Annotated in this window: 17 protein-coding genes and 1 riboswitch; all 17 genes read left to right on the forward strand. The window is 62.4% G+C overall.

From position 1 onward, the window contains the following. The first annotated feature begins 20 nt into the window (after positions 1-20). The 17 genes from M3N55_RS01925 (at position 21) to metH (ending at position 17,855) form a co-directional block, all read left to right on the forward strand. Positions 21-2,315 (forward strand): bifunctional salicylyl-CoA 5-hydroxylase/oxidoreductase, encoded by a 2,295-nt coding sequence (locus M3N55_RS01925; protein ID WP_249055833.1) that lies wholly within the window; start codon positions 21-23, stop codon positions 2,313-2,315. Further along, a complete protein-coding gene (locus M3N55_RS01930; RefSeq protein WP_249055835.1) occupies positions 2,312-3,070 on the forward strand; it encodes an SDR family NAD(P)-dependent oxidoreductase in 759 nt (252 codons plus the stop codon). The genes M3N55_RS01925 and M3N55_RS01930 overlap by 4 nt, the downstream gene beginning before the upstream one ends. Continuing rightward, the gene (locus M3N55_RS01935; protein ID WP_249055837.1) at positions 3,067-3,537 is read left to right on the forward strand and encodes a MarR family winged helix-turn-helix transcriptional regulator; all 471 of its coding nucleotides are present in this window, start codon (positions 3,067-3,069) and stop codon (positions 3,535-3,537) included. Before M3N55_RS01930 ends, M3N55_RS01935 begins: the two co-directional genes overlap by 4 nt. Further along, positions 3,534-4,328: an enoyl-CoA hydratase family protein gene (locus M3N55_RS01940; RefSeq protein ID WP_249055838.1), complete on the forward strand. Its 795-nt coding sequence runs from the start codon at positions 3,534-3,536 to the stop codon at positions 4,326-4,328. The genes M3N55_RS01935 and M3N55_RS01940 overlap by 4 nt, the downstream gene beginning before the upstream one ends. Then, positions 4,328-5,479 carry an acyl-CoA dehydrogenase family protein gene (locus tag M3N55_RS01945; protein ID WP_249055840.1) on the forward strand — a complete coding sequence of 384 codons (1,152 nt, stop codon included), beginning with the start codon at positions 4,328-4,330 and terminating at the stop codon, positions 5,477-5,479. The genes M3N55_RS01940 and M3N55_RS01945 overlap by 1 nt, the downstream gene beginning before the upstream one ends. Continuing rightward, a complete protein-coding gene (locus M3N55_RS01950) occupies positions 5,472-6,305 on the forward strand; it encodes a tryptophan 2,3-dioxygenase (RefSeq protein ID WP_249055842.1) in 834 nt (277 codons plus the stop codon). Before M3N55_RS01945 ends, M3N55_RS01950 begins: the two co-directional genes overlap by 8 nt. Then, a complete protein-coding gene (locus M3N55_RS01955; RefSeq protein ID WP_249055843.1) occupies positions 6,302-7,945 on the forward strand; it encodes an AMP-binding protein in 1,644 nt (547 codons plus the stop codon). Before M3N55_RS01950 ends, M3N55_RS01955 begins: the two co-directional genes overlap by 4 nt. A 54-nt stretch (positions 7,946-7,999) precedes the next feature. Further along, positions 8,000-9,130 carry an ABC transporter substrate-binding protein gene (locus tag M3N55_RS01960; RefSeq protein ID WP_249055845.1) on the forward strand — a complete coding sequence of 377 codons (1,131 nt, stop codon included), beginning with the start codon at positions 8,000-8,002 and terminating at the stop codon, positions 9,128-9,130. Positions 9,131-9,208: 78 nt separating this feature from the next. Continuing rightward, positions 9,209-10,129, forward strand: a complete 921-nt coding sequence (locus tag M3N55_RS01965; protein WP_249055847.1) for a branched-chain amino acid ABC transporter permease — start codon at positions 9,209-9,211, stop codon at positions 10,127-10,129. Beyond that, positions 10,126-11,106, forward strand: coding sequence for a branched-chain amino acid ABC transporter permease (locus tag M3N55_RS01970; RefSeq protein WP_249055848.1), 981 nt, complete (start codon positions 10,126-10,128; stop codon positions 11,104-11,106). The genes M3N55_RS01965 and M3N55_RS01970 overlap by 4 nt, the downstream gene beginning before the upstream one ends. Then, the gene (locus M3N55_RS01975; RefSeq protein WP_249055849.1) at positions 11,103-11,852 is read left to right on the forward strand and encodes an ABC transporter ATP-binding protein; all 750 of its coding nucleotides are present in this window, start codon (positions 11,103-11,105) and stop codon (positions 11,850-11,852) included. The genes M3N55_RS01970 and M3N55_RS01975 overlap by 4 nt, the downstream gene beginning before the upstream one ends. Continuing rightward, complete coding sequence (locus tag M3N55_RS01980; protein ID WP_249055850.1) at positions 11,849-12,535, forward strand: ABC transporter ATP-binding protein; 687 nt, start codon at positions 11,849-11,851, stop codon at positions 12,533-12,535. The genes M3N55_RS01975 and M3N55_RS01980 overlap by 4 nt, the downstream gene beginning before the upstream one ends. A gap of 2 nt (positions 12,536-12,537) precedes the next feature. After that, a complete protein-coding gene (locus M3N55_RS01985; RefSeq protein ID WP_249055852.1) occupies positions 12,538-12,939 on the forward strand; it encodes an acyl-CoA thioesterase in 402 nt (133 codons plus the stop codon). Continuing rightward, positions 12,936-13,346 carry a RidA family protein gene (locus tag M3N55_RS01990; protein WP_249055855.1) on the forward strand — a complete coding sequence of 137 codons (411 nt, stop codon included), beginning with the start codon at positions 12,936-12,938 and terminating at the stop codon, positions 13,344-13,346. Before M3N55_RS01985 ends, M3N55_RS01990 begins: the two co-directional genes overlap by 4 nt. Before the next feature lie 18 nt (positions 13,347-13,364). Continuing rightward, positions 13,365-13,564, forward strand: a riboswitch (cobalamin riboswitch). A 107-nt stretch (positions 13,565-13,671) separates the two neighbouring features. Continuing rightward, positions 13,672-13,974 carry a hypothetical protein gene (locus M3N55_RS01995; protein WP_249055856.1) on the forward strand — a complete coding sequence of 101 codons (303 nt, stop codon included), beginning with the start codon at positions 13,672-13,674 and terminating at the stop codon, positions 13,972-13,974. 114 nt (positions 13,975-14,088) lie between these two features. Beyond that, a complete protein-coding gene (locus tag M3N55_RS02000) occupies positions 14,089-15,135 on the forward strand; it encodes a homocysteine S-methyltransferase family protein (protein ID WP_249055858.1) in 1,047 nt (348 codons plus the stop codon). Beyond that, on the forward strand, positions 15,132-17,855 hold the full coding sequence (gene metH / locus M3N55_RS02005) for a methionine synthase (protein ID WP_249055860.1): 2,724 nt from the start codon (positions 15,132-15,134) through the stop codon (positions 17,853-17,855). The genes M3N55_RS02000 and metH overlap by 4 nt, the downstream gene beginning before the upstream one ends. Positions 17,856-17,909: the final 54 nt, after the last annotated feature.

Raw genomic sequence — 17,909 nt, forward strand, 5'->3', positions numbered from 1 at the left:
CATGCAAGCAAGGGGGGATCATGCGGATTGCATGTCTGGGCGGCGGACCGGGAGGGCTGTATTTCGCGATCTCGATGAAGCTGCGCAACCCGGCGCATGAAATCACCGTATATGAGCGCAACCGCGCCGATGACACCTTTGGCTGGGGCGTGGTTTTATCCGACGAAACCCTGGGCAACCTTGCCGCAAATGACCCGGTAAGCGCAGAAGCGATCCGTGCCCATTTCGCCTATTGGGACGACATTGCGCTGGTCAAGTCGGGCAGGCGGGTGGTGTCCTCTGGCCACGGGTTTTGCGGGATCGGGCGCAAGCAATTGCTGCTTTTGTTGCAGCACCGCGCGCGCGATTTGGGCGTAAAGCTGGTGTTTCAGACAGAGGTCGCCAGTGCAGAGGATCTGGCTGCCACGCATGATCTGGTCGTCGCCTGTGACGGGCTGAATTCGCGCACCCGCACGCAATTTGCCGATCATTTCCAGCCAGATATCGACCTGCGCGAATGCCCCTTCGTGTGGCTTGGCACGCATCAGACCTTTTCGGACGCTTTCACCTTCATATTCGAGCAAACCGAACACGGTTGGGTCTGGGCCCACGCCTATCAATTCGATGACAGCACCGCGACCTTCATCGTGGAATGTGCGCAAGCGACCTATGACGCCTTTGGTTTTGAACACATGACCAAGGAAGACAGCATCGCCACCTGCGAACTCATTTTCCGCGACCATCTGGGCGGGCATAGCCTGATGAGCAATGCGGGCCATGTGCGCGGCTCTGCCTGGATACGCTTTCCCCGCGTGCTGTGCGAACGCTGGAGCAAAGACAATATCGTGCTGTTGGGCGACGCGGCGGCAACGGCGCATTTCTCCATCGGGTCGGGGACAAAACTGGCGCTGGAATCTGCGATTGCACTGGCTGAACTTGTTCACACGCAGCCTGACCTGCAATCGGCTTTTGCCAAATACGAATCCGAGCGGCGCTTGCAAGTGCTGCGCCTGCAATCGGCCGCGCGCAATTCTCTGGAATGGTTCGAACAGGTCGAACGCTACCTGCATATGGACCCGGTGCAACTGAACTATTCGCTGCTGACGCGCAGCCAGAGGATCAGCCATGAAAACCTGCGCGCGCGGGACCGGGGCTGGCTGGAACGTGCGGAACGCTGGTTCCAGACACGTGCAGGCGTGCCGGCAGATGCCCCGTTGCGCGCGCCGATGTTCGCACCTTTCAAGCTGCGGGAGATGACGCTCAAGAATCGCATCGCGGTGTCGCCCATGGCGCAATACAAGGCCGTCCACGGCAACCCGACCGATTGGCACATGGTCCATTACGGCGCGCGCGCCATCGGTGGCGCAGGGTTGGTCTATACGGAAATGACCTGCATCTCGCCCGAAGGGCGGATCACGCCGGGCTGCACCGGGCTTTATGACCCCGCGCATGAAGCGGCGTGGCGCCGGATTGTCGATTTCGTGCATGCTGAAAGCGATGCCAAGATCTGCGCCCAGATTGGCCATTCGGGGCGCAAAGGGTCTACCCAGTTGGGCTGGGACCAGATGGACGCGCCCTTGGCGACAGGCAACTGGCCGGTGATGAGCGCGTCGCCCATCCCGTGGGCCAAGGCCAATCAGACCCCGCGCGAGATGTCCCGCGCCGATATGGACAGGGTGCGCGATCAATTCGTGGCCTCCGCCAAAATGGCTGCGCGCGCGGGCTTTGACATGCTGGAGCTGCACGCCGCGCATGGCTACCTTCTGTCCAGTTTTCTGTCTCCGGTATCGAATATCCGAACCGATGCCTATGGCGGCTGTCTGACCAATCGTCTGCGCTATCCGCTGGAAGTGCTGGTGGCTGTGCGCGCGGTCTGGCCCGCAGAAAAGCCACTGTCGGTGCGGATATCGGCCACTGATTGGATGGGCGACGAGGGTGTGACCCCGGACGAGGCCGTGGCGATCGCTCAAGCCTTTCACGCTGCCGGGGCGGACCTGATCGACGTCTCTGCCGGGCAAACCACGCCAAAGGCGAAGCCTGTCTATGGTCGCATGTTCCAGACGCCGTTTTCCGACCGTATCCGCAACGAGGGCGGTATGGCGACCATGGCTGTTGGCAATATCTATGAGGCCGACCACGCCAATTCCATTCTGCTTGCTGGCCGCGCCGATCTGGTGGCGGTGGGCCGCCCGCATCTGGCCAACCCGGCCTGGACCTTGCATGAGGCCGCCCGCATTGGCGACCGCGCGGCCCCTGACTGGCCTTTGCCCTATCTGGCAGGGCGCGACCAGATGTGGCGGCTGGCCGACCGCGAGACAGAGACGGTGCGCGCATGAGTGTGGCGGGTCGTCATGTCGTTGTCACCGGCGGCGGCACCGGGGTGGGCCGCGCTTTGGCGTTGGGGTTTGCCCATGCGGGTGCCCGCGTGACCATCATGGGCCGGCGTGAAGCGCCCCTGCGCGAGGTCGCCCGCCAACACCGCGAGATTGGCTACGCGCTATGTGATGTGACCGACAGCGCTTCGGTAAGCGCGGCATTCACTCAGGCGCGCGGCCTGAATGGTGCGGTCACGGTCGCTGTGGCCAATGCGGGCGCGGCCGACAGCCTGCCGTTTTCGCGTGTTACACCCGACCATCTGCAAGCCATGCTGGCGGTCAATCTGGGGGGCGTGGTCAACACATGGCAAGCCGCGCTTGACGGCATGAAATCCGACGGCTGGGGGCGCTGCATCGCCATTGCCTCGACTGCGGGGTTGAAAGGCTATGCCTATGCCAGCGCCTATGCAGCGGCGAAACACGCCGTGGTGGGTCTGACCCGATCGCTCGCGCTGGAACTGGGGCAAAGCGGCTTAACGGCGAATGCAATCTGCCCCGGTTTTATTGAAACCCCAATGCTGGAGCGGTCGATAGAAACCATCACCGCCAAGACTGGGATGAGCGAAACCAACGCCCGCGCCAGCCTGGTCGCTGCCAACCCGCAAAAGCGCTTTATCCAGCCCGATGAAGTGGCCGGGGCGGCGCTGTGGCTGTGCTCTGACGCGGCGGCGTCGGTCAACGGGCATGCTCTGGCCCTGTCTGGGGGAGAGATATGAGCCAGACCCGCCCGCATGCCGTTGAGTCGCTCTCGAAGGATCGCCTGCGCCTGTGGCTGCGGCTGCTGAAAGTGACCGGGCATGTCGAAGGCGAATTGCGCCGCCGCTTGCGCGCCGATCACGCGACCACCTTACCGCGTTTTGATGTTATGGCCGCCCTCGCGCGCCACCCCAAAGGTCTGCGGATGAGTGACCTGTCCGATTTCCTGCGCGTCTCGAACGGGAATGTCACGGGTATTGTCGACCGTCTGACCGAAGAAGGGCTGGCATTGCGCGTCGCCGTCGAAGGTGACCGGCGGGCGCAACTGGCGCGGCTGACGCCTGCGGGCGAGGCGGTTTTTGCAGAGCTTGCCGCCGCGCATGAGGCTTGGGTGAATGACCTTTTAGGCACGCTTGACGCGCCGATGATCGAGCAGGCGTTCGACCTGCTCACCCGGATAGAACCCCGCGAGACGGAGCGCCCATGACCGACACGCCCGACCATTTCCTATGCGAGGTAAAGGACGGCATTGCCCGGCTGCGCCTGAACCGCCCCGACCGCAAGAACCCGCTAACCTTTGAAAGCTACGCCGAATTGCGCGATTGGTTCCGCAATTTGCCCTACCGCGATGATGTGCATGCTGTGGTGATCCTGCCCAATGGCGGGAATTTCAGTTCCGGCGGTGATGTGCATGACATTATAGGCCCGCTCACCCGCATGGGGATGAAAGACCTTTTGGCCTTCACCCGCATGACCGGTGATCTGGTCAAGGCCATGCTGGCCTGTCAAAAACCCATCATTGCCGGGGTCGATGGCGTTTGCGCCGGCGCGGGCGCGATCATGGCCATGGCAAGCGATCTGCGCATCGGCACGCCTGCCGCCAAAGTGGCGTTCCTGTTCAACCGCGTGGGGCTGGCGGGCTGCGATATGGGCGCGTGTGCCATGCTGCCGCGCCTGATCGGGCAGGGGCGCGCCGCCGAATTGCTGTATCTGGGGCGGTCAATGTCTGCCGAAGAAGGGCTGAATTGGGGCTTTTTCAACAGGTTGAGCGACGATCTTGAAGCCGATTGCATCGATTGGGCCGCGCGCATTGCCAGCGGTCCCACCTTTGCCAATGCCATGACCAAGACGATGCTGGCCCAGGAATGGTCGATGTCTTTGGAGCAAGCGATTGAGTCGGAAGCGCAGGCGCAGGCGATCTGTATGCAGGGCAATGATTTCACCCGCGCCTATGAGGCCTTCGCCGCCAAGCGCAAACCCGTGTTCGAGGGGGATTGATGGCGGATCAAACCTTCCTTGACTGGCCGTTTTTCGACCCGCATCACCGCGAATTCGCCGCGCGGTTGGAGGCTTGGGCCAAGGGCGCGCTGGCGGGTATCGACCACGCCGATACCGACGCCGCGTGCCGCGCCTTGGTCACTGCGCTGGGGCGGGACGGTTGGTTGCAGCACAGCGCGTCAGAGGATGGCACGCTGGACCTGCGCGCTCTGTGCCTGACGCGCGAGATACTGGCGCGCCATGATGGCTTGGCCGATTTCGCCTTTGCCATGCAGGGGCTTGGCACCGGGGCGATCACGCTTTTCGGGACCGATGCGCAGAAATCCGAATGGCTACCGCGCACCCGCGCGGGTGCGGCGATTGCGGCTTTCGCGCTGACCGAACCGGGGTCGGGGTCTGACGTTGCCAATGGCACGCTTTCGGCCATGCGCGACGGGGACGACTATATCCTGAATGGCGAGAAGACATGGATCTCGAATGGCGGGATTGCCGATCTCTACACGCTGTTTGCGCGGACGGGGGAAGCACCGGGCGCGCGTGGCCTCTCGGCCTTTATCGTGACGCCCGACATGCCCGGATTTGCAGTGCTTGGGCGGATTGACACCATCGCCCCACACCCATTGGCGACCCTGCGGTTCAGCGATTGCCGCGTGCCTGCCGGCGCCATGATCGGCGCGCCGGGGCAGGGGTTCAAGATAGCCATGTCGGTGCTGGACGTGTTCCGCACCACGGTTGCCGCTGCCGCGCTTGGCTTTGCCCGCCGCGCGCTGGATGAGGCATTGAGCCGCGTGACCACCCGCCATGTGCAAGGCGCGCCCTTGATCGAGCGGCAAATGGTGCAAGGTCACATTGCCGATATGGCGCTGGAGGCGGACGCAAGCGCGCTTCTGACCTACCGCGCGGCATGGACCAAGGACATGGGCGCGCCGCGTGTCACGCGCGAGGCGGCGATGGCCAAGCTATACGCAACCGAGGCCGCGCAAAAGATCATCGACCGCGCCGTGCAACTGCATGGCGGCGATGGGGTGCGCAGCGGGCAGATGGTCGAGCGGCTATACCGCGAAATCCGGGCGCTGCGCATCTATGAGGGCGCAAGCGACGTGCAGCGTGTGATTATTGCCCGCCAAGCGGTGGAGGGGCATCATGGCTGACGCTTACAATCCCGCCCGCGAAGGGGCGCAAATGGCATTCGACGGGCGCATGTCCTATGCTGATTATCTTGGGCTGGACAAGGTTCTGTCGGCGCAAGCCCCCATCTCTGACGCGCATGACGAGATGTTGTTCATCATCCAGCACCAGACATCGGAATTGTGGATGAAGCTGATGCTGGCCGAGTTGGACGCTGCCCGCAAGGACTTGGCCGCCGACCGACTGGCCCCGGCGTTGAAGCTGTTGGCGCGGGTGGCACGGATCATGGAGCAGCTTAATTCCGCATGGGATGTTCTGCGCACCATGACGCCCTCGGACTACACCACGTTCCGGGAAAAACTGGGGCAATCGAGCGGCTTTCAGTCTTGGCAATACCGGATGATCGAATACCGGCTGGGCAACCGTAACCCGGCGATGATGCGCCCGCATGCCCATGTCCCCGCCGTGCATGCGGCGTTGCAAGCGGAGCTTGCGCAGCCGTGCCTATACCAGACCGTGTTGGGGGTAGCCGTGCGGATGGGCCACGCGCTGCCCGATGCGGCCCTTGCGCCGCGCCAGACACCCGCGCCGTCCATTCCGGAAGTGCAGGCGCTTTGGGCGCAAGTCTACCGCGATCCTGCCGCGCATTGGGCGCTTTACGAATTGGCTGAGAAACTGGTCGATCTGGAAGATTACTTCCGCCGCTGGCGGTTCAACCATGTCACCACGGTTGAACGTGTCATCGGGCTGAAAACGGGCACCGGCGGGACCGGCGGGACAAGCTACCTGCGCCGGATGCTTGAGGTGGTGCTGTTTCCCGAATTGTGGAACGTGAGGACAGAGCTATGAGCGATCTGCGTCCCTCTGCCCATCTGGACAGCTTTGCGCGCGATGCCTTGCCACCGTGCGACCAATGGCCCGACCTGGTGCTGGACGGGTTCGACTACCCCGACCGGCTGAATGCCGCTGTCGAGCTGACCGATGCCATGGTCGCGCGCGGTTTTGGCGATCATACCGCGCTGGTGGGCAACGGACGCCATCGCACCTACAAGGAATTGACCGACTGGACCAACCGCCTTGCGCATGTGCTGGTCGAGGATCTGGGCGTGAAACCCGGCAGCCGTGTGCTGATCCGCTCGGCCAACAACCCCGCGATGGTCGCCTGCTGGCTGGCCGCGACCAAGGCAGGCGCTGTGGTCGTCAACACCATGCCCATGTTGCGCGCGGGCGAATTGGCCAAATATGTCGACAAGGCCGAGATTGAATTCGCGCTGTGCGACACGCGATTGATGGATGAGATGACCACCTGCGCTGCGCAAAGCCGGTTTTTGAAAACGGTGGTCGGGTTTGACGGCACCTCGAACCACGATGCCGAACTTGACCGCATGGCCTTGGAAAAGCCGGTGCGCTTTGCCGCTGTTGATACGGCGCAGGATGATGTGGCGCTGTTGGGGTTTACCTCTGGCTCTACCGGAGAGCCCAAGGCCACGATGCATTTTCACCGCGATATTCTGATAATCGCGGATGCCTATGCGCAAGAGGTGTTGCAGGTCACGCCAGCGGATGTGTTCGTCGGATCGCCCCCTTTGGCGTTTACCTTCGGGCTGGGCGGCTTGGCGGTATTTCCGCTGCGGTTCGGGGCATCTGCGGTGCTGTTGGAAAACGCGTCGCCCCCGAACCTGATAGAGATCATCACCCGTTACCGCGCCACGATCTGCTTTACCGCGCCCACCGCCTACCGCGTCATGCTGCGGGCGATGGCCGACGGGGCGGACCTGTCCAGCTTGCGCATTGCGGTGTCGGCAGGCGAAACCCTGCCTGCGCCGGTCTATGACGACTGGTTGCGCGCGACCGGCAAACCCATGCTGGACGGGATCGGCGCCACGGAAATGCTGCATATTTTCCTGTCGAACCGGCTGGACGACCACCGCCCGGCCTGCACTGGCAAGCCCGTGGACGGGTATGAGGCCCGCGTGGTGGATGACACGGGCGCGCCCGCGCCCCCCGGCACGATGGGGCGGCTGGCGGTGCGCGGCCCGACCGGATGCCGCTACCTGAATGATGCGCGGCAGGGCAACTATGTGCAGGATGGCTGGAACATTACCGGCGATACATTCGTGATGGATGAGGACGGCTATTTCCACTTCGCCGCGCGCAATGACGATATCATCCTGTCGGCAGGCTATAACATTGCCGGGCCAGAGGTCGAGGCCGCGCTGCTGGCCCATGCCGCCGTGGCCGAATGCGCCGTTATCAGCGCGCCGGACCCGGAGCGCGGCGCGGTGGTTGAAGCGCATGTCGTGCTGGCCGAGGGCCACAGCCCCGGCCCCGACATGGCCCGCGCGCTGCAAGAGCATGTCAAAGCCACGATCGCGCCCTTCAAATACCCGCGCAGCGTGGTGTTTGCCGATAGCCTGCCCAAAACGCCAACGGGCAAGATTCAACGCTTTCGCATTGCGCCTGTGCATGGCGCGACGATCAAGGATTGACCACCGCGCGGCATAAGCCGCAATCTGCACCAATCATAACAGGGAGACGAAAAAATGAAAAAGCTGCTTCTGACAACCGCGCTCGCGGCCCTCGCCACAGGCGCACAGGCCGAAGTCAAGGTCGGCATGATTACCACGCTATCCGGCGGGGGCGCGGGTCTGGGCCTTGATGTGCGCGATGGGTTCCTGCTGGCTTTGGCGCAATCGGGCCGCGATGATATCGAACTGGTGGTCGAGGATGACCAGCAAAAGCCCGATATCGCGGTTCAGGTCGCCGACAAGATGATCCAGTCCGAGCGTGTCGATGTGATGACCGGCATCATCTTTTCCAACCTTGCGATGGCGGTGATCCCGTCGGCGGTCAATCAGGGTGTCGTTTACTTGTCGCCCAATGCAGGCCCGTCGCAACTGGCCGGGCGGGGCTGCCATCCGAATTACTTCAACGTCGCGTGGCAGAATGACAACCTGCACGAAGCCGCGGGGGCTTATGCCAATACGGCAGGCTATAGCAACAGCTTTATCCTTGCGCCGAACTACCCGGCAGGTCAGGACGCCCTGACCGGCTACAAGCGCATGTATGAAGGCGAATTGGCGGGCGAGATTTACACCCAGCTTGGCCAGACCGACTACGCTGCCGAAATCGCGCAGATCCGCGCTAGCGGTGCCGATAGCGTGTTCTTCTTCCTGCCCGGCGGCATGGGGATTTCGTTCCTGAAACAATATGCCGATAGCGGCGTGGATATTCCGGTGGTTGGCCCCGCGTTCAGCTTCGATCAGGGCATCTTGCAGGCGGTGGGTGCGGCAGCCCTTGGCGTGGTCAATACCGCGCAATGGTCCAAGGATATCGACATTCCGGTCAACCAGGCTTTTGTCGAGAGCTTTCAGGCCGAGTTTGGCCGCTTGCCATCGCTCTATGCCAGCCAGGGGTTCGACACCGCGAACCTGCTGATCTCGGCGCTGGAAAAGGCCGATCCGTCGGATAATGACGCCTTCCGCGCTGCACTCCGCGAGGCTGATTTCGACAGCACGCGCGGGGAATTCCGGTTTGGGAATAATCAGCACCCGATCCAGACCATCTATGCCCGCGAAGTCGTGCAAGAGGGCGATGTGTTCACCAACCGCATCATTGGCGTGGCCCTTGAAGACCATGCCGACGCCTATGCGGCAGAGTGCCAGATGCCGTAAGCTGCGCGCGCCCCGGGCTTGACCCGGGGCCTCGTGGTCCAAGAGGTCCCGGATCAGGTCCGGGACGGGGGTGCCGTCATGTCCACTATTCTCATCATCGAGCAGGTTCTCAATGGCCTGCAATCGGGGGTCATGCTGTTTCTTATGGCGGCCGGGCTGACGCTGATCTTTGGCGTGATGGGGCTTATCAACCTCGCGCATGGTTCGCTTTACATGGTGGGCGCCTTTGCAGCAGCAGCGGTCGCGGGCGTGACAGGGTCGTTCCTGCTGGCCGTGCTGGCCGCGCTTGCCGCGGCGGCGGCGGCGGGTGTTCTGGTCGAAACGCTGGTGATCCGCAGGCTTTATGCCGCAGATCATCTGGACCAGGTTCTTGCGACATTCGCGCTGATCCTGATCTTTTCGGAAGGCACACGGCTGATTTTCGGGTCTTTCCCGCTGTATCTGGACATTCCAAGCTGGCTGTCCGGCCCTGTCACCTTGCCCGGCGGCATTCAATACCCGCTTTACCGTTTGGCGCTGATTGGGGTCGGGCTTGTGGTGGCGATGTTGCTTTGGGCGCTGATTGAACGCACGCGCATCGGCATCCAGATCCGCGCGGGCGAAAATGACCGAGAGATGATCGCCGCCCTTGGTGTCGATATATCAAAGCTATACACGCTGGTTTTCGCGCTTGGTGCGGCTCTGGCCGGACTGGCGGGCGCGCTGGTCGGCGCGATCCAGTCGGTGCAGGTGGGCATGGGAGAGCCGGTGTTGATCCTCGCTTTCGTGACCATCGTGATCGGCGGTATCGGGTCGATCAAGGGGGCGTTTGTGGGCGCTATATTGGTGGGACTGACCCAAACGCTGGGCAGCGTGTTCCTGCCCGTGCTGTTCCGGCTGTTTTTGGACCCGGCCACGGCCATGTCGCTGGGCGCGTCGCTGGCCAATATGGCGGTCTATATCCTGATGAGCCTTGTGCTGATCTTCCGTCCCACCGGCCTGATGGGAGCGCGCGCATGATCCGTGAACGCTACGTTAACGCGGCGCTTCTGGCCGGGCTATTGGCGGTGCCGCTCTACGCGCTGCTGGTGGACGAGCCGTTTACCATCACGCTTGCCACCCGCGCGGTCATTCTGGCGCTTGCCGCCGTGGGGCTGAACATCGCGCTTGGCTGGGGTGGGTTGGTCAGCTTCGGCCATGCTGCATTTTTCGGGATCGGCGGCTACAGCATGGGCATTCTGGCCTTTCATGCGCAGAATTTCATGCCGCTTGACCTGGGCTTCATGGTGTTTGACGGCACCAAATCCATGCCGGTCATCTGGCTGGTGGCGATCATAACCTCGGCCCTTGCGGCGTTCTTGATCGGGCTGCTCAGCCTGCGCACAAGCGGGGTGTATTTCATCATGATCACGCTCGCTTTCGCGCAGATGTTTTACTATTTCGCAATCTCATGGTCGCGCTATGGCGGCGAGGACGGGATATCTATTTATATCCGCAACGATTTTCCGGGCCTGAATACGCTTGTGCCCATCCAGTTCTTCGGCATCTGTTTTGCGGCACTTGTGCTGGCGCTGTGGCTGAACGCGCGGCTGGTCGCGTCGCCTTTCGGGCTGGCGCTGAACGCTGCGCGGCAAGTGCCGGTGCGGGTTCAAACCGTGGGGCTGGACCCGACGCGCCTGAAGCTGGTGGCTTTCGTCATATCCGGCGCAATCACCGGGCTTGCGGGGGCGCTTTTTGCGGACCTTAACCGTTTTGTCAGCCCGTCAATGTTTTCGTGGCACCTGTCGGGCGAGTTGATCGTGCTGATTATCTTGGGCGGTGTGGGCCGCTTGATGGGCCCGGTTTTGGGCGCAGTCCTGTTCGTCGCGCTGGAGCATTTTCTGGGCGGCCTGACGACCCATTGGCATATCGCGCTGGGGGCGATCCTGCTGGGGGTGGTGTTGTTCGCGCGCGGCGGCGTGATCGGGCTGCTATGTGGACCGAAGGGGCAATCATGACCGATACCGTTCTGGAGACCCGCGGAATTACCAAATCCTTTGGCAGCTTATGTGCCAGCGACGGCATCTCCATAGACCTGCAAGCGGGCGAAATTCATGCTGTGATCGGCCCCAATGGCGCGGGTAAATCGACGCTTATCCATCAAATCTGCGGCGGGCTGCGGCCCGATGCGGGGCAGGTGCTGCTGCAAGGGCAAGACGTGACCGCGCTGCCAACGGCGGCCCGCGCGCGCAAAGGCTTGGGGCGCACCTTCCAGATTTCCGCGCTGGCAATGGAAGACAGCGTTTTGGAAAACGTCATGCTTGGGGCGCTGGGGGCCAGCGGGCGGCCATGGCGGTTCTTCGTGCCGGTTATGGGCGACCGGACCTTGCGCGACCGGGCCACCGCCGCGTTGGAGCGCGTTGGCCTGCAAGACGCCCTGCACAGCCGCACCGCAGCACTTAGTCATGGGCAAAGACGCCAGTTGGAAGTGGCCGTCGCGCTGACGCTCGACCCGCGCGCTTTCGTCATGGACGAACCCATGGCCGGGCTTGGCGCCGAAGGGTCCAAGACCTTGACCGGCTTTCTGGACGGGCTGCGCGACCAAGCCCCGATCCTGCTGGTGGAACATGACATGGACGCGGTTTTCGCACTTGCCGACCGCATCAGCGTGCTGGTTTACGGGCGCATTATCGCCACGGGAACGGTGGATGAAATTCGCCGCGACCCGGCCGTGCGCGAAGCCTATCTGGGAGACCCGGCATGAGCCTGTTGCATGTCGAGAACCTGACCGCCAGTTACGGTGCCTCTCAGGCTTTGTTCGGGGTGAATTTCACATTGGCAGAGGGCGAGGTTCTGGCCCTGATGGGGCGCAACGGCATGGGCAAGACCACGACCGTCAAGGCCATCTGCCGGATGATCCCATCGGCGGGCAGGCTGGACTTTGCCGGGCATGACCTGCACCGCCTGCCCAGTTTTCGCGCCGCACGGTTGGGGCTGGGGCTGGTGCCCGAAGGGCGGCGCTGTTTCGCTGGTCTGACCGTGGCCGAAAACCTGATCGCCGCCGCGCGCCCCGGCCATTGGAGCATTGCGCGCGTGACCGAATTCTTCCCGCGTCTGGGTGAGCGTCTGGGGCAGCGCGCGGCATCGCTTTCGGGCGGGGAGCAACAGATGCTGGCCATTGGTCGTGCGCTGATGACCAATCCACGCCTGTTGATCCTGGATGAGGCCACCGAAGGGCTGGCCCCGCTGATCCGCGCAGAGATATGGGCCACGATTGCCGCGCTGAAACGTGACAGCGCCATGTCGATCCTTGTCATCGACAAGACGCTCTCGGAACTGGCGCAGGTGGCCGACAGCGCCGCGATCATTGCGCGGGGGCAGACCGTCTGGTCGGGCGCGATGGATGATCTGAGCGCCGATGTGACAGAGCAATATGTGGGGGTGTAGGCATGTATGAATTTCACCAGAAGGTTCTGTTCAAGCATTGCGACCCGGCGGGGATCGTCTTTTTCCCGCGCTATTATGAGATGGTGAATGATTGCGTCGAGGCCTTCTTTGCCGATGTGCTGGACTGGCCCTTCGAGGCGATGCACGGGGCAGGAGCCGTGCCCACCCGCGCAATCGAAACCGAATTCCTTGCGCCCTCGCGCCATGGCGATGCGCTGGTGCTGGAATTGCGGATCGCGGCGCTTGGCCGAACGTCTTGCGGTTACACCATAATCGCGCGCTGTGGCGATCAGACAAGGTTCACCCATAGCGCGACACTGGTAAACGTGACCACGAATGGCCGCCCCTGCGCATGGCCGCCGCGCGTTGCGGCAACGCTAGAGCAAGTGAAAGACCCGACATGACTCATAAGACCATTCACCCCGAAAGCTGGCTGCCCGCCAAAGGTTACGCCAACGGCATGCTGACCCGCGACGGTGTGCTTCACATCGGGGGGCAGATTGGCTGGGATGGCGATCAGCGTTTCGTGGCGGATGATTTCGTGGGCCAGATGCGGCAGGCTTTGGCCAATATCGTGGCGATTGTCGAAACGGCAGGCGGGCAGGTGCAAGACATCACGCGGCTGACATGGTTCGTGACCGACAAACGCGCGTATATCGCGCGTCAAGCCGAAGTGGGCCGCGCCTATCGTGATGTTATGGGCAAGCATTTTCCCGCCATGTCGATGGTCGTCGTGGCCGGGTTGATAGAGGATGCGGCCCTGGTCGAGATAGAGGCAACCGCCCATATCCCACCCGCAGAAACAGGCTAGACAAACGCCGCTCTCACCGTCAAGCTAACCTCCGATGGTGTTCAGCCCCTTTGGGGTTGGCTGAAAAGGGAACATGGTGCGGGCCTGCCCAAGTCCATGACTGCCCCCGCAACTGTAAGCGGTTAGCACCCCCGAGATGACCACTGGCCTTGCGCCGGGAAGGGTCGGGGGGGCGTTGATCCGCAAGTCAGGAGACCTGCCATCACCGCCCTGTTGCATGCCGCGACACGGGCGTTTGTTGGAACCGGGCGGGGTGCCTCGGGGGTCAGACACCGGCGCGCGCGCCCGACCCCTTGGCAAATCGTCCACATGCGCGGAGGGCGCTATGCTGCTGGACCATACGATTTTACAACTGCGAACGCCGGGGCTGTCGCCAGAGCGGGCGCGCGAATTGGGCCATCTGGGTTATCTGCAATGGCTGGGCAGCTTACCCGGCTTTGCAAGTTATCCTGCCGAAGCGATGCGCGCCTATACCCGCGCTGCACCCTATCTGCGCCAAGCCCCCGCGCTGGCGGTGTTTTGCGGGCTTTTGGTGGAAAGCACCCGCACGCCCTTGCGCCCGCTGACGCTGATCTTGCCGCCCAAACAGCGGCGAGGTGGGGCGAAAGGGCGGCGCACCGTGATGTGACACAGCCCTGAATATGAATTGAATTCATGTTCAGGGTGAAAATCATTCGGTTTCTTCTTGGTTTGCGCAGGGCTATATCCTGCGCAAACCTGCTTGCATGGAAGAACCGATCCGATGAAAGACTTTGCTTTGCACGACGCGCCCGTGTTGGACGAGTTGCGCGCGCTGGCCGCCGAGCGCATCCTGATCCTTGATGGTGCGATGGGGACAATGATCCAGACGCTGGGTCTGTCGGAAGAGGATTATTCGGCGCATGGGCATATCCACGGCCCCGGTTGCCGTCATCACACCGACCACCCGCAAAAGGGCAATAACGATCTGTTGGTCCTGACCAAGCCCGATGCGATCGAGGAGATCCATTATCAATTCGCGATGGCGGGCGCGGATATTCTGGAAACCAACACGTTTTCCGGCACCACCATCGCGCAGGCCGATTATGGGCTGGAAGGGGCTATCCATGATCTGAGCGTGGCGGGCGCGCAAGTGGCCCGCCGTGCCGCCGACCGGGCGCAGGCCACTGACGGCAAGCGCCGTTTTGTGGCCGGTGCCGTTGGGCCGACCAACCGCACCGCCAGCATCAGCCCCGATGTGAATGATCCCGGCTTTCGCGCGGTCAGTTTTGACGAGCTGCGCCGCGCCTATGGCCAGCAGATGGAAGGGCTGATCGAAGGTGGTGCCGATCTTATCCTGATTGAAACCATCTTCGACACACTCAACGCCAAGGCCGCAATTTTTGCCGCCTTTGAAGTGTTCCAGAAAATCGGCCAGCGCCTGCCGCTGATGATATCGGGCACGATCACCGATGCCTCTGGGCGCACGCTGTCGGGCCAGACGCCGACCGCCTTCTGGCATTCGGTCGCCCATGCGCGCCCCTTCACCGTGGGCTTGAATTGCGCACTTGGCGCGGACCTGATGCGCCCGCATCTGGCCGAACTGGCGGGCGTGGCTGACACGTTGATCTGCGCCTACCCCAATGCGGGCCTGCCCAACGCGTTCGGCGGCTATGATGAGACGCCAGAGCAAACCGCAGCCCTTGTGGGCGGCTTTGCCCGCGACGGCTTGGTCAATGTGGTGGGCGGCTGCTGCGGCACCACGCCCGACCACATCCGCGCCATTGCCGACGCCGTTGCCCCCTATGCCCCGCGAAAGGTTCCCGCATGACCCGTTATCTTCGTCTGTCCGGTCTGGAACCCTTCGTGCTGACGCCCGATATTCCGTTTGTGAATGTGGGCGAGCGCACCAATGTTACGGGATCGGCCAAGTTCCGCAAATTGATCGTGAATCGCGATTATGCCACGGCTTTGGATGTCGCGCGCGAGCAGGTCGAGAACGGCGCGCAGATCATCGATGTGAACATGGATGAAGGGCTGATCGATTCGCAAAAGGCGATGGTCGAGTTCCTGAACCTTGTCGCGGCAGAACCCGATATCGCCCGCGTGCCGATCATGATCGACAGTTCTAAATGGGAGGTGATCGAGGCGGGCCTGCAATGCGTTCAGGGCAAATCGGTCGTCAATTCGATTTCGATGAAGGAAGGCGAAGACCAGTTCCGCGAACAGGCGCGCTTGTGTCTGGCTTACGGTGCGGCGGTCGTGGTCATGGCCTTTGATGAGCAGGGCCAAGCCGACACGTTTGCGCGCAAGACAGAGATCTGCGCGCGCGCCTACCGCATTTTGACCGAGGAAGTGGGCTTCCCGCCCGAAGACATCATCTTTGACCCGAACATCTTTGCCGTCGCCACCGGGATCGAGGAACACGACAATTACGGTGTCGATTTCATCGAAGCGACGGCTTGGATACGCCAGAACCTGCCCCATGCGCATGTTTCTGGCGGGGTGTCCAACCTGTCCTTTTCGTTCCGCGGCAACGACACGGTGCGCGAGGCGATGCACGCGGTGTTCCTGTATCATGCCATCAAGGCAGGCATGGATATGGGCATTGTGAACGCGGGCCAATTGGTGGTCTATGACCAGATCGACCCGGCGCTGCGCGAGGCTTGCGAAGATGTGGTTCTGAACCGCAAGCCCAAGGCGGGCGGCACCGCGACCGAAAACCTGCTGGACCTTGCCGACCGCTTCAAGGGCGGAAAACGCGAAGAGCGTGTGCGCGATCTGGCATGGCGTGACTGGGCGATTGACAAGCGGTTGGAGCACGCGCTGGTCAATGGCATTACCGAATTCATCGACGCCGATACCGAAGAGGCGCGCCAAGCCGCCGAAAAACCCCTTGATGTGATCGAAGGGCCGTTGATGGCAGGCATGAACGTGGTTGGCGACCTGTTCGGCGCGGGCAAGATGTTCCTGCCGCAAGTGGTGAAATCCGCCCGCGTCATGAAACAGGCCGTGGCCGTGTTGCTGCCCTATATGGAAGAAGAAAAGCGCCTGAATGGCGGCACGGGGCGGCAATCGGCAGGCAAGGTTTTGATGGCCACGGTCAAAGGCGATGTGCATGACATTGGCAAGAACATTGTCGGCGTCGTGCTGGCCTGCAACAATTACGATGTGATCGACTTGGGCGTGATGGTCCCGCCGCAAAAGATTTTGCAGGTCGCACGTGACGAAAACGTGGATATCATCGGCCTGTCGGGGCTGATTACGCCATCCTTGGACGAAATGGTGCATCTGGCGTCAGAGATGGAGCGCGAGGGGCTGAACCTGCCGCTGCTGATCGGGGGGGCGACCACATCGAAGGTGCACACGGCGGTCAAAATCGCGCCGCGCTATTCCGGGCCTGCGGTCTATGTGCTCGATGCCAGCCGCGCGGTGGGCGTGGTCAGTAACCTGCTATCCCCCACCAACAAAGCGGGATTCGTGGACGGCATTCGCACCGAATATGCCGAAGTGACCGCGCGCCACGAACGCGCCGAAGCTGCGAAGGACCGCCTGCCGCTGGCCAAGGCGCGCGCCAACCCGTTGCGGCTGGATTGGGACAGCTACAGCCCGACCGCGCCGAAATTCACCGGGCCGCGCGTGATCGACGACTGGGACCTGGCCGATCTGGCGGAATATATCGACTGGACGCCGTTTTTCCAGACATGGGAGCTGAAAGGCGTCTACCCCAAGATCCTTGACGACCCGAAACAGGGCGAGGCCGCGCGCGCGTTGTTCCAAGACGCGCAGGATATGCTGAAACGGATCATTGCCGAGAAGTGGTTCACGCCCCGTGCCGTGGTCGGATTCTGGCCTGCCAACACGGTGGGTGATGATATTCGCCTGTTCACCGATGGCGGGCGCGAAACGGAACTCGCCACGTTCCACACGCTGCGCCAGCAACACAGCAAGCGGGCAGGGCGGCCCAATCTGGCCTTGTCAGATTTCGTGGCGCCCATTGGCATGCCCGACCATATCGGCGGGTTTGTCGTGACCGCCGGACCGGAAGAGGTTGAGATTTCGGGCCGCTTCGACCGCGAGAATGACAATTACAGCGCGATCATGGTCAAGGCGCTGGCCGACCGCATTGCCGAAGCGATGGCAGAAGCCCTGCATGCCCGCGTGCGCCGCGACTATTGGGGCTATGCGCCACAGGAAACCTTTACCCCGCAAGAGCTTGTCAAGGAACCTTACGGCGGCATCCGTCCCGCACCGGGCTACCCCGCCCAGCCCGACCACACCGAAAAACGCACGCTCTTCAAATTGCTGGATGCCGAAGCGGCAACCGGTGTCACCCTGACCGAAAGCATGGCCATGTGGCCGGGGTCGTCGGTATCGGGCCTCTATCTGGGGCACCCCGACAGCTATTATTTCGGCGTGGCCAAGGTGGAGCGCGATCAAGTGGCCGATTATGCCGCGCGCAAGGGGATGGACCTGGCAGAGGCAGAGCGCTGGCTGGCTCCGGTGCTGAATTACGATCCGGCGGCAAAGCAGGCAGTTGCGGCGGAATAAGCCCCTCGCGCGCGGGGCAACGCCCTGCTAACCATGGGGCAAATCAGCGCAAGG

Source organism: Roseinatronobacter domitianus (genome assembly GCF_023336755.1).
Taxonomy (GTDB): domain Bacteria; phylum Pseudomonadota; class Alphaproteobacteria; order Rhodobacterales; family Rhodobacteraceae; genus Roseinatronobacter; species Roseinatronobacter domitianus.

Bases quoted from the DNA above. Each gene is read 5' to 3' on its own strand.
- M3N55_RS02000 (WP_249055858.1), top strand. From the start codon at position 14,089: ATGAAAGACTTTGCTTTGCACGACGCGCCCGTGTTGGACGAGTTGCGC.
- M3N55_RS01990 (WP_249055855.1), top strand. From the start codon at position 12,936: ATGACTCATAAGACCATTCACCCCGAAAGCTGGCTGCCCGCCAAAGGT.
- M3N55_RS01950 (WP_249055842.1), top strand. From the start codon at position 5,472: ATGGCTGACGCTTACAATCCCGCCCGCGAAGGGGCGCAAATGGCATTC.
- M3N55_RS01955 (WP_249055843.1), top strand. From the start codon at position 6,302: ATGAGCGATCTGCGTCCCTCTGCCCATCTGGACAGCTTTGCGCGCGAT.
- M3N55_RS01930 (WP_249055835.1), top strand. From the start codon at position 2,312: ATGAGTGTGGCGGGTCGTCATGTCGTTGTCACCGGCGGCGGCACCGGG.
- M3N55_RS01980 (WP_249055850.1), top strand. From the start codon at position 11,849: ATGAGCCTGTTGCATGTCGAGAACCTGACCGCCAGTTACGGTGCCTCT.
- metH (WP_249055860.1), top strand. From the start codon at position 15,132: ATGACCCGTTATCTTCGTCTGTCCGGTCTGGAACCCTTCGTGCTGACG.
- M3N55_RS01970 (WP_249055848.1), top strand. From the start codon at position 10,126: ATGATCCGTGAACGCTACGTTAACGCGGCGCTTCTGGCCGGGCTATTG.
- M3N55_RS01935 (WP_249055837.1), top strand. From the start codon at position 3,067: ATGAGCCAGACCCGCCCGCATGCCGTTGAGTCGCTCTCGAAGGATCGC.
- M3N55_RS01985 (WP_249055852.1), top strand. From the start codon at position 12,538: ATGTATGAATTTCACCAGAAGGTTCTGTTCAAGCATTGCGACCCGGCG.
- M3N55_RS01965 (WP_249055847.1), top strand. From the start codon at position 9,209: ATGTCCACTATTCTCATCATCGAGCAGGTTCTCAATGGCCTGCAATCG.
- M3N55_RS01945 (WP_249055840.1), top strand. From the start codon at position 4,328: ATGGCGGATCAAACCTTCCTTGACTGGCCGTTTTTCGACCCGCATCAC.
- M3N55_RS01960 (WP_249055845.1), top strand. From the start codon at position 8,000: ATGAAAAAGCTGCTTCTGACAACCGCGCTCGCGGCCCTCGCCACAGGC.
- M3N55_RS01940 (WP_249055838.1), top strand. From the start codon at position 3,534: ATGACCGACACGCCCGACCATTTCCTATGCGAGGTAAAGGACGGCATT.
- M3N55_RS01995 (WP_249055856.1), top strand. From the start codon at position 13,672: ATGCTGCTGGACCATACGATTTTACAACTGCGAACGCCGGGGCTGTCG.
- M3N55_RS01925 (WP_249055833.1), top strand. From the start codon at position 21: ATGCGGATTGCATGTCTGGGCGGCGGACCGGGAGGGCTGTATTTCGCG.
- M3N55_RS01975 (WP_249055849.1), top strand. From the start codon at position 11,103: ATGACCGATACCGTTCTGGAGACCCGCGGAATTACCAAATCCTTTGGC.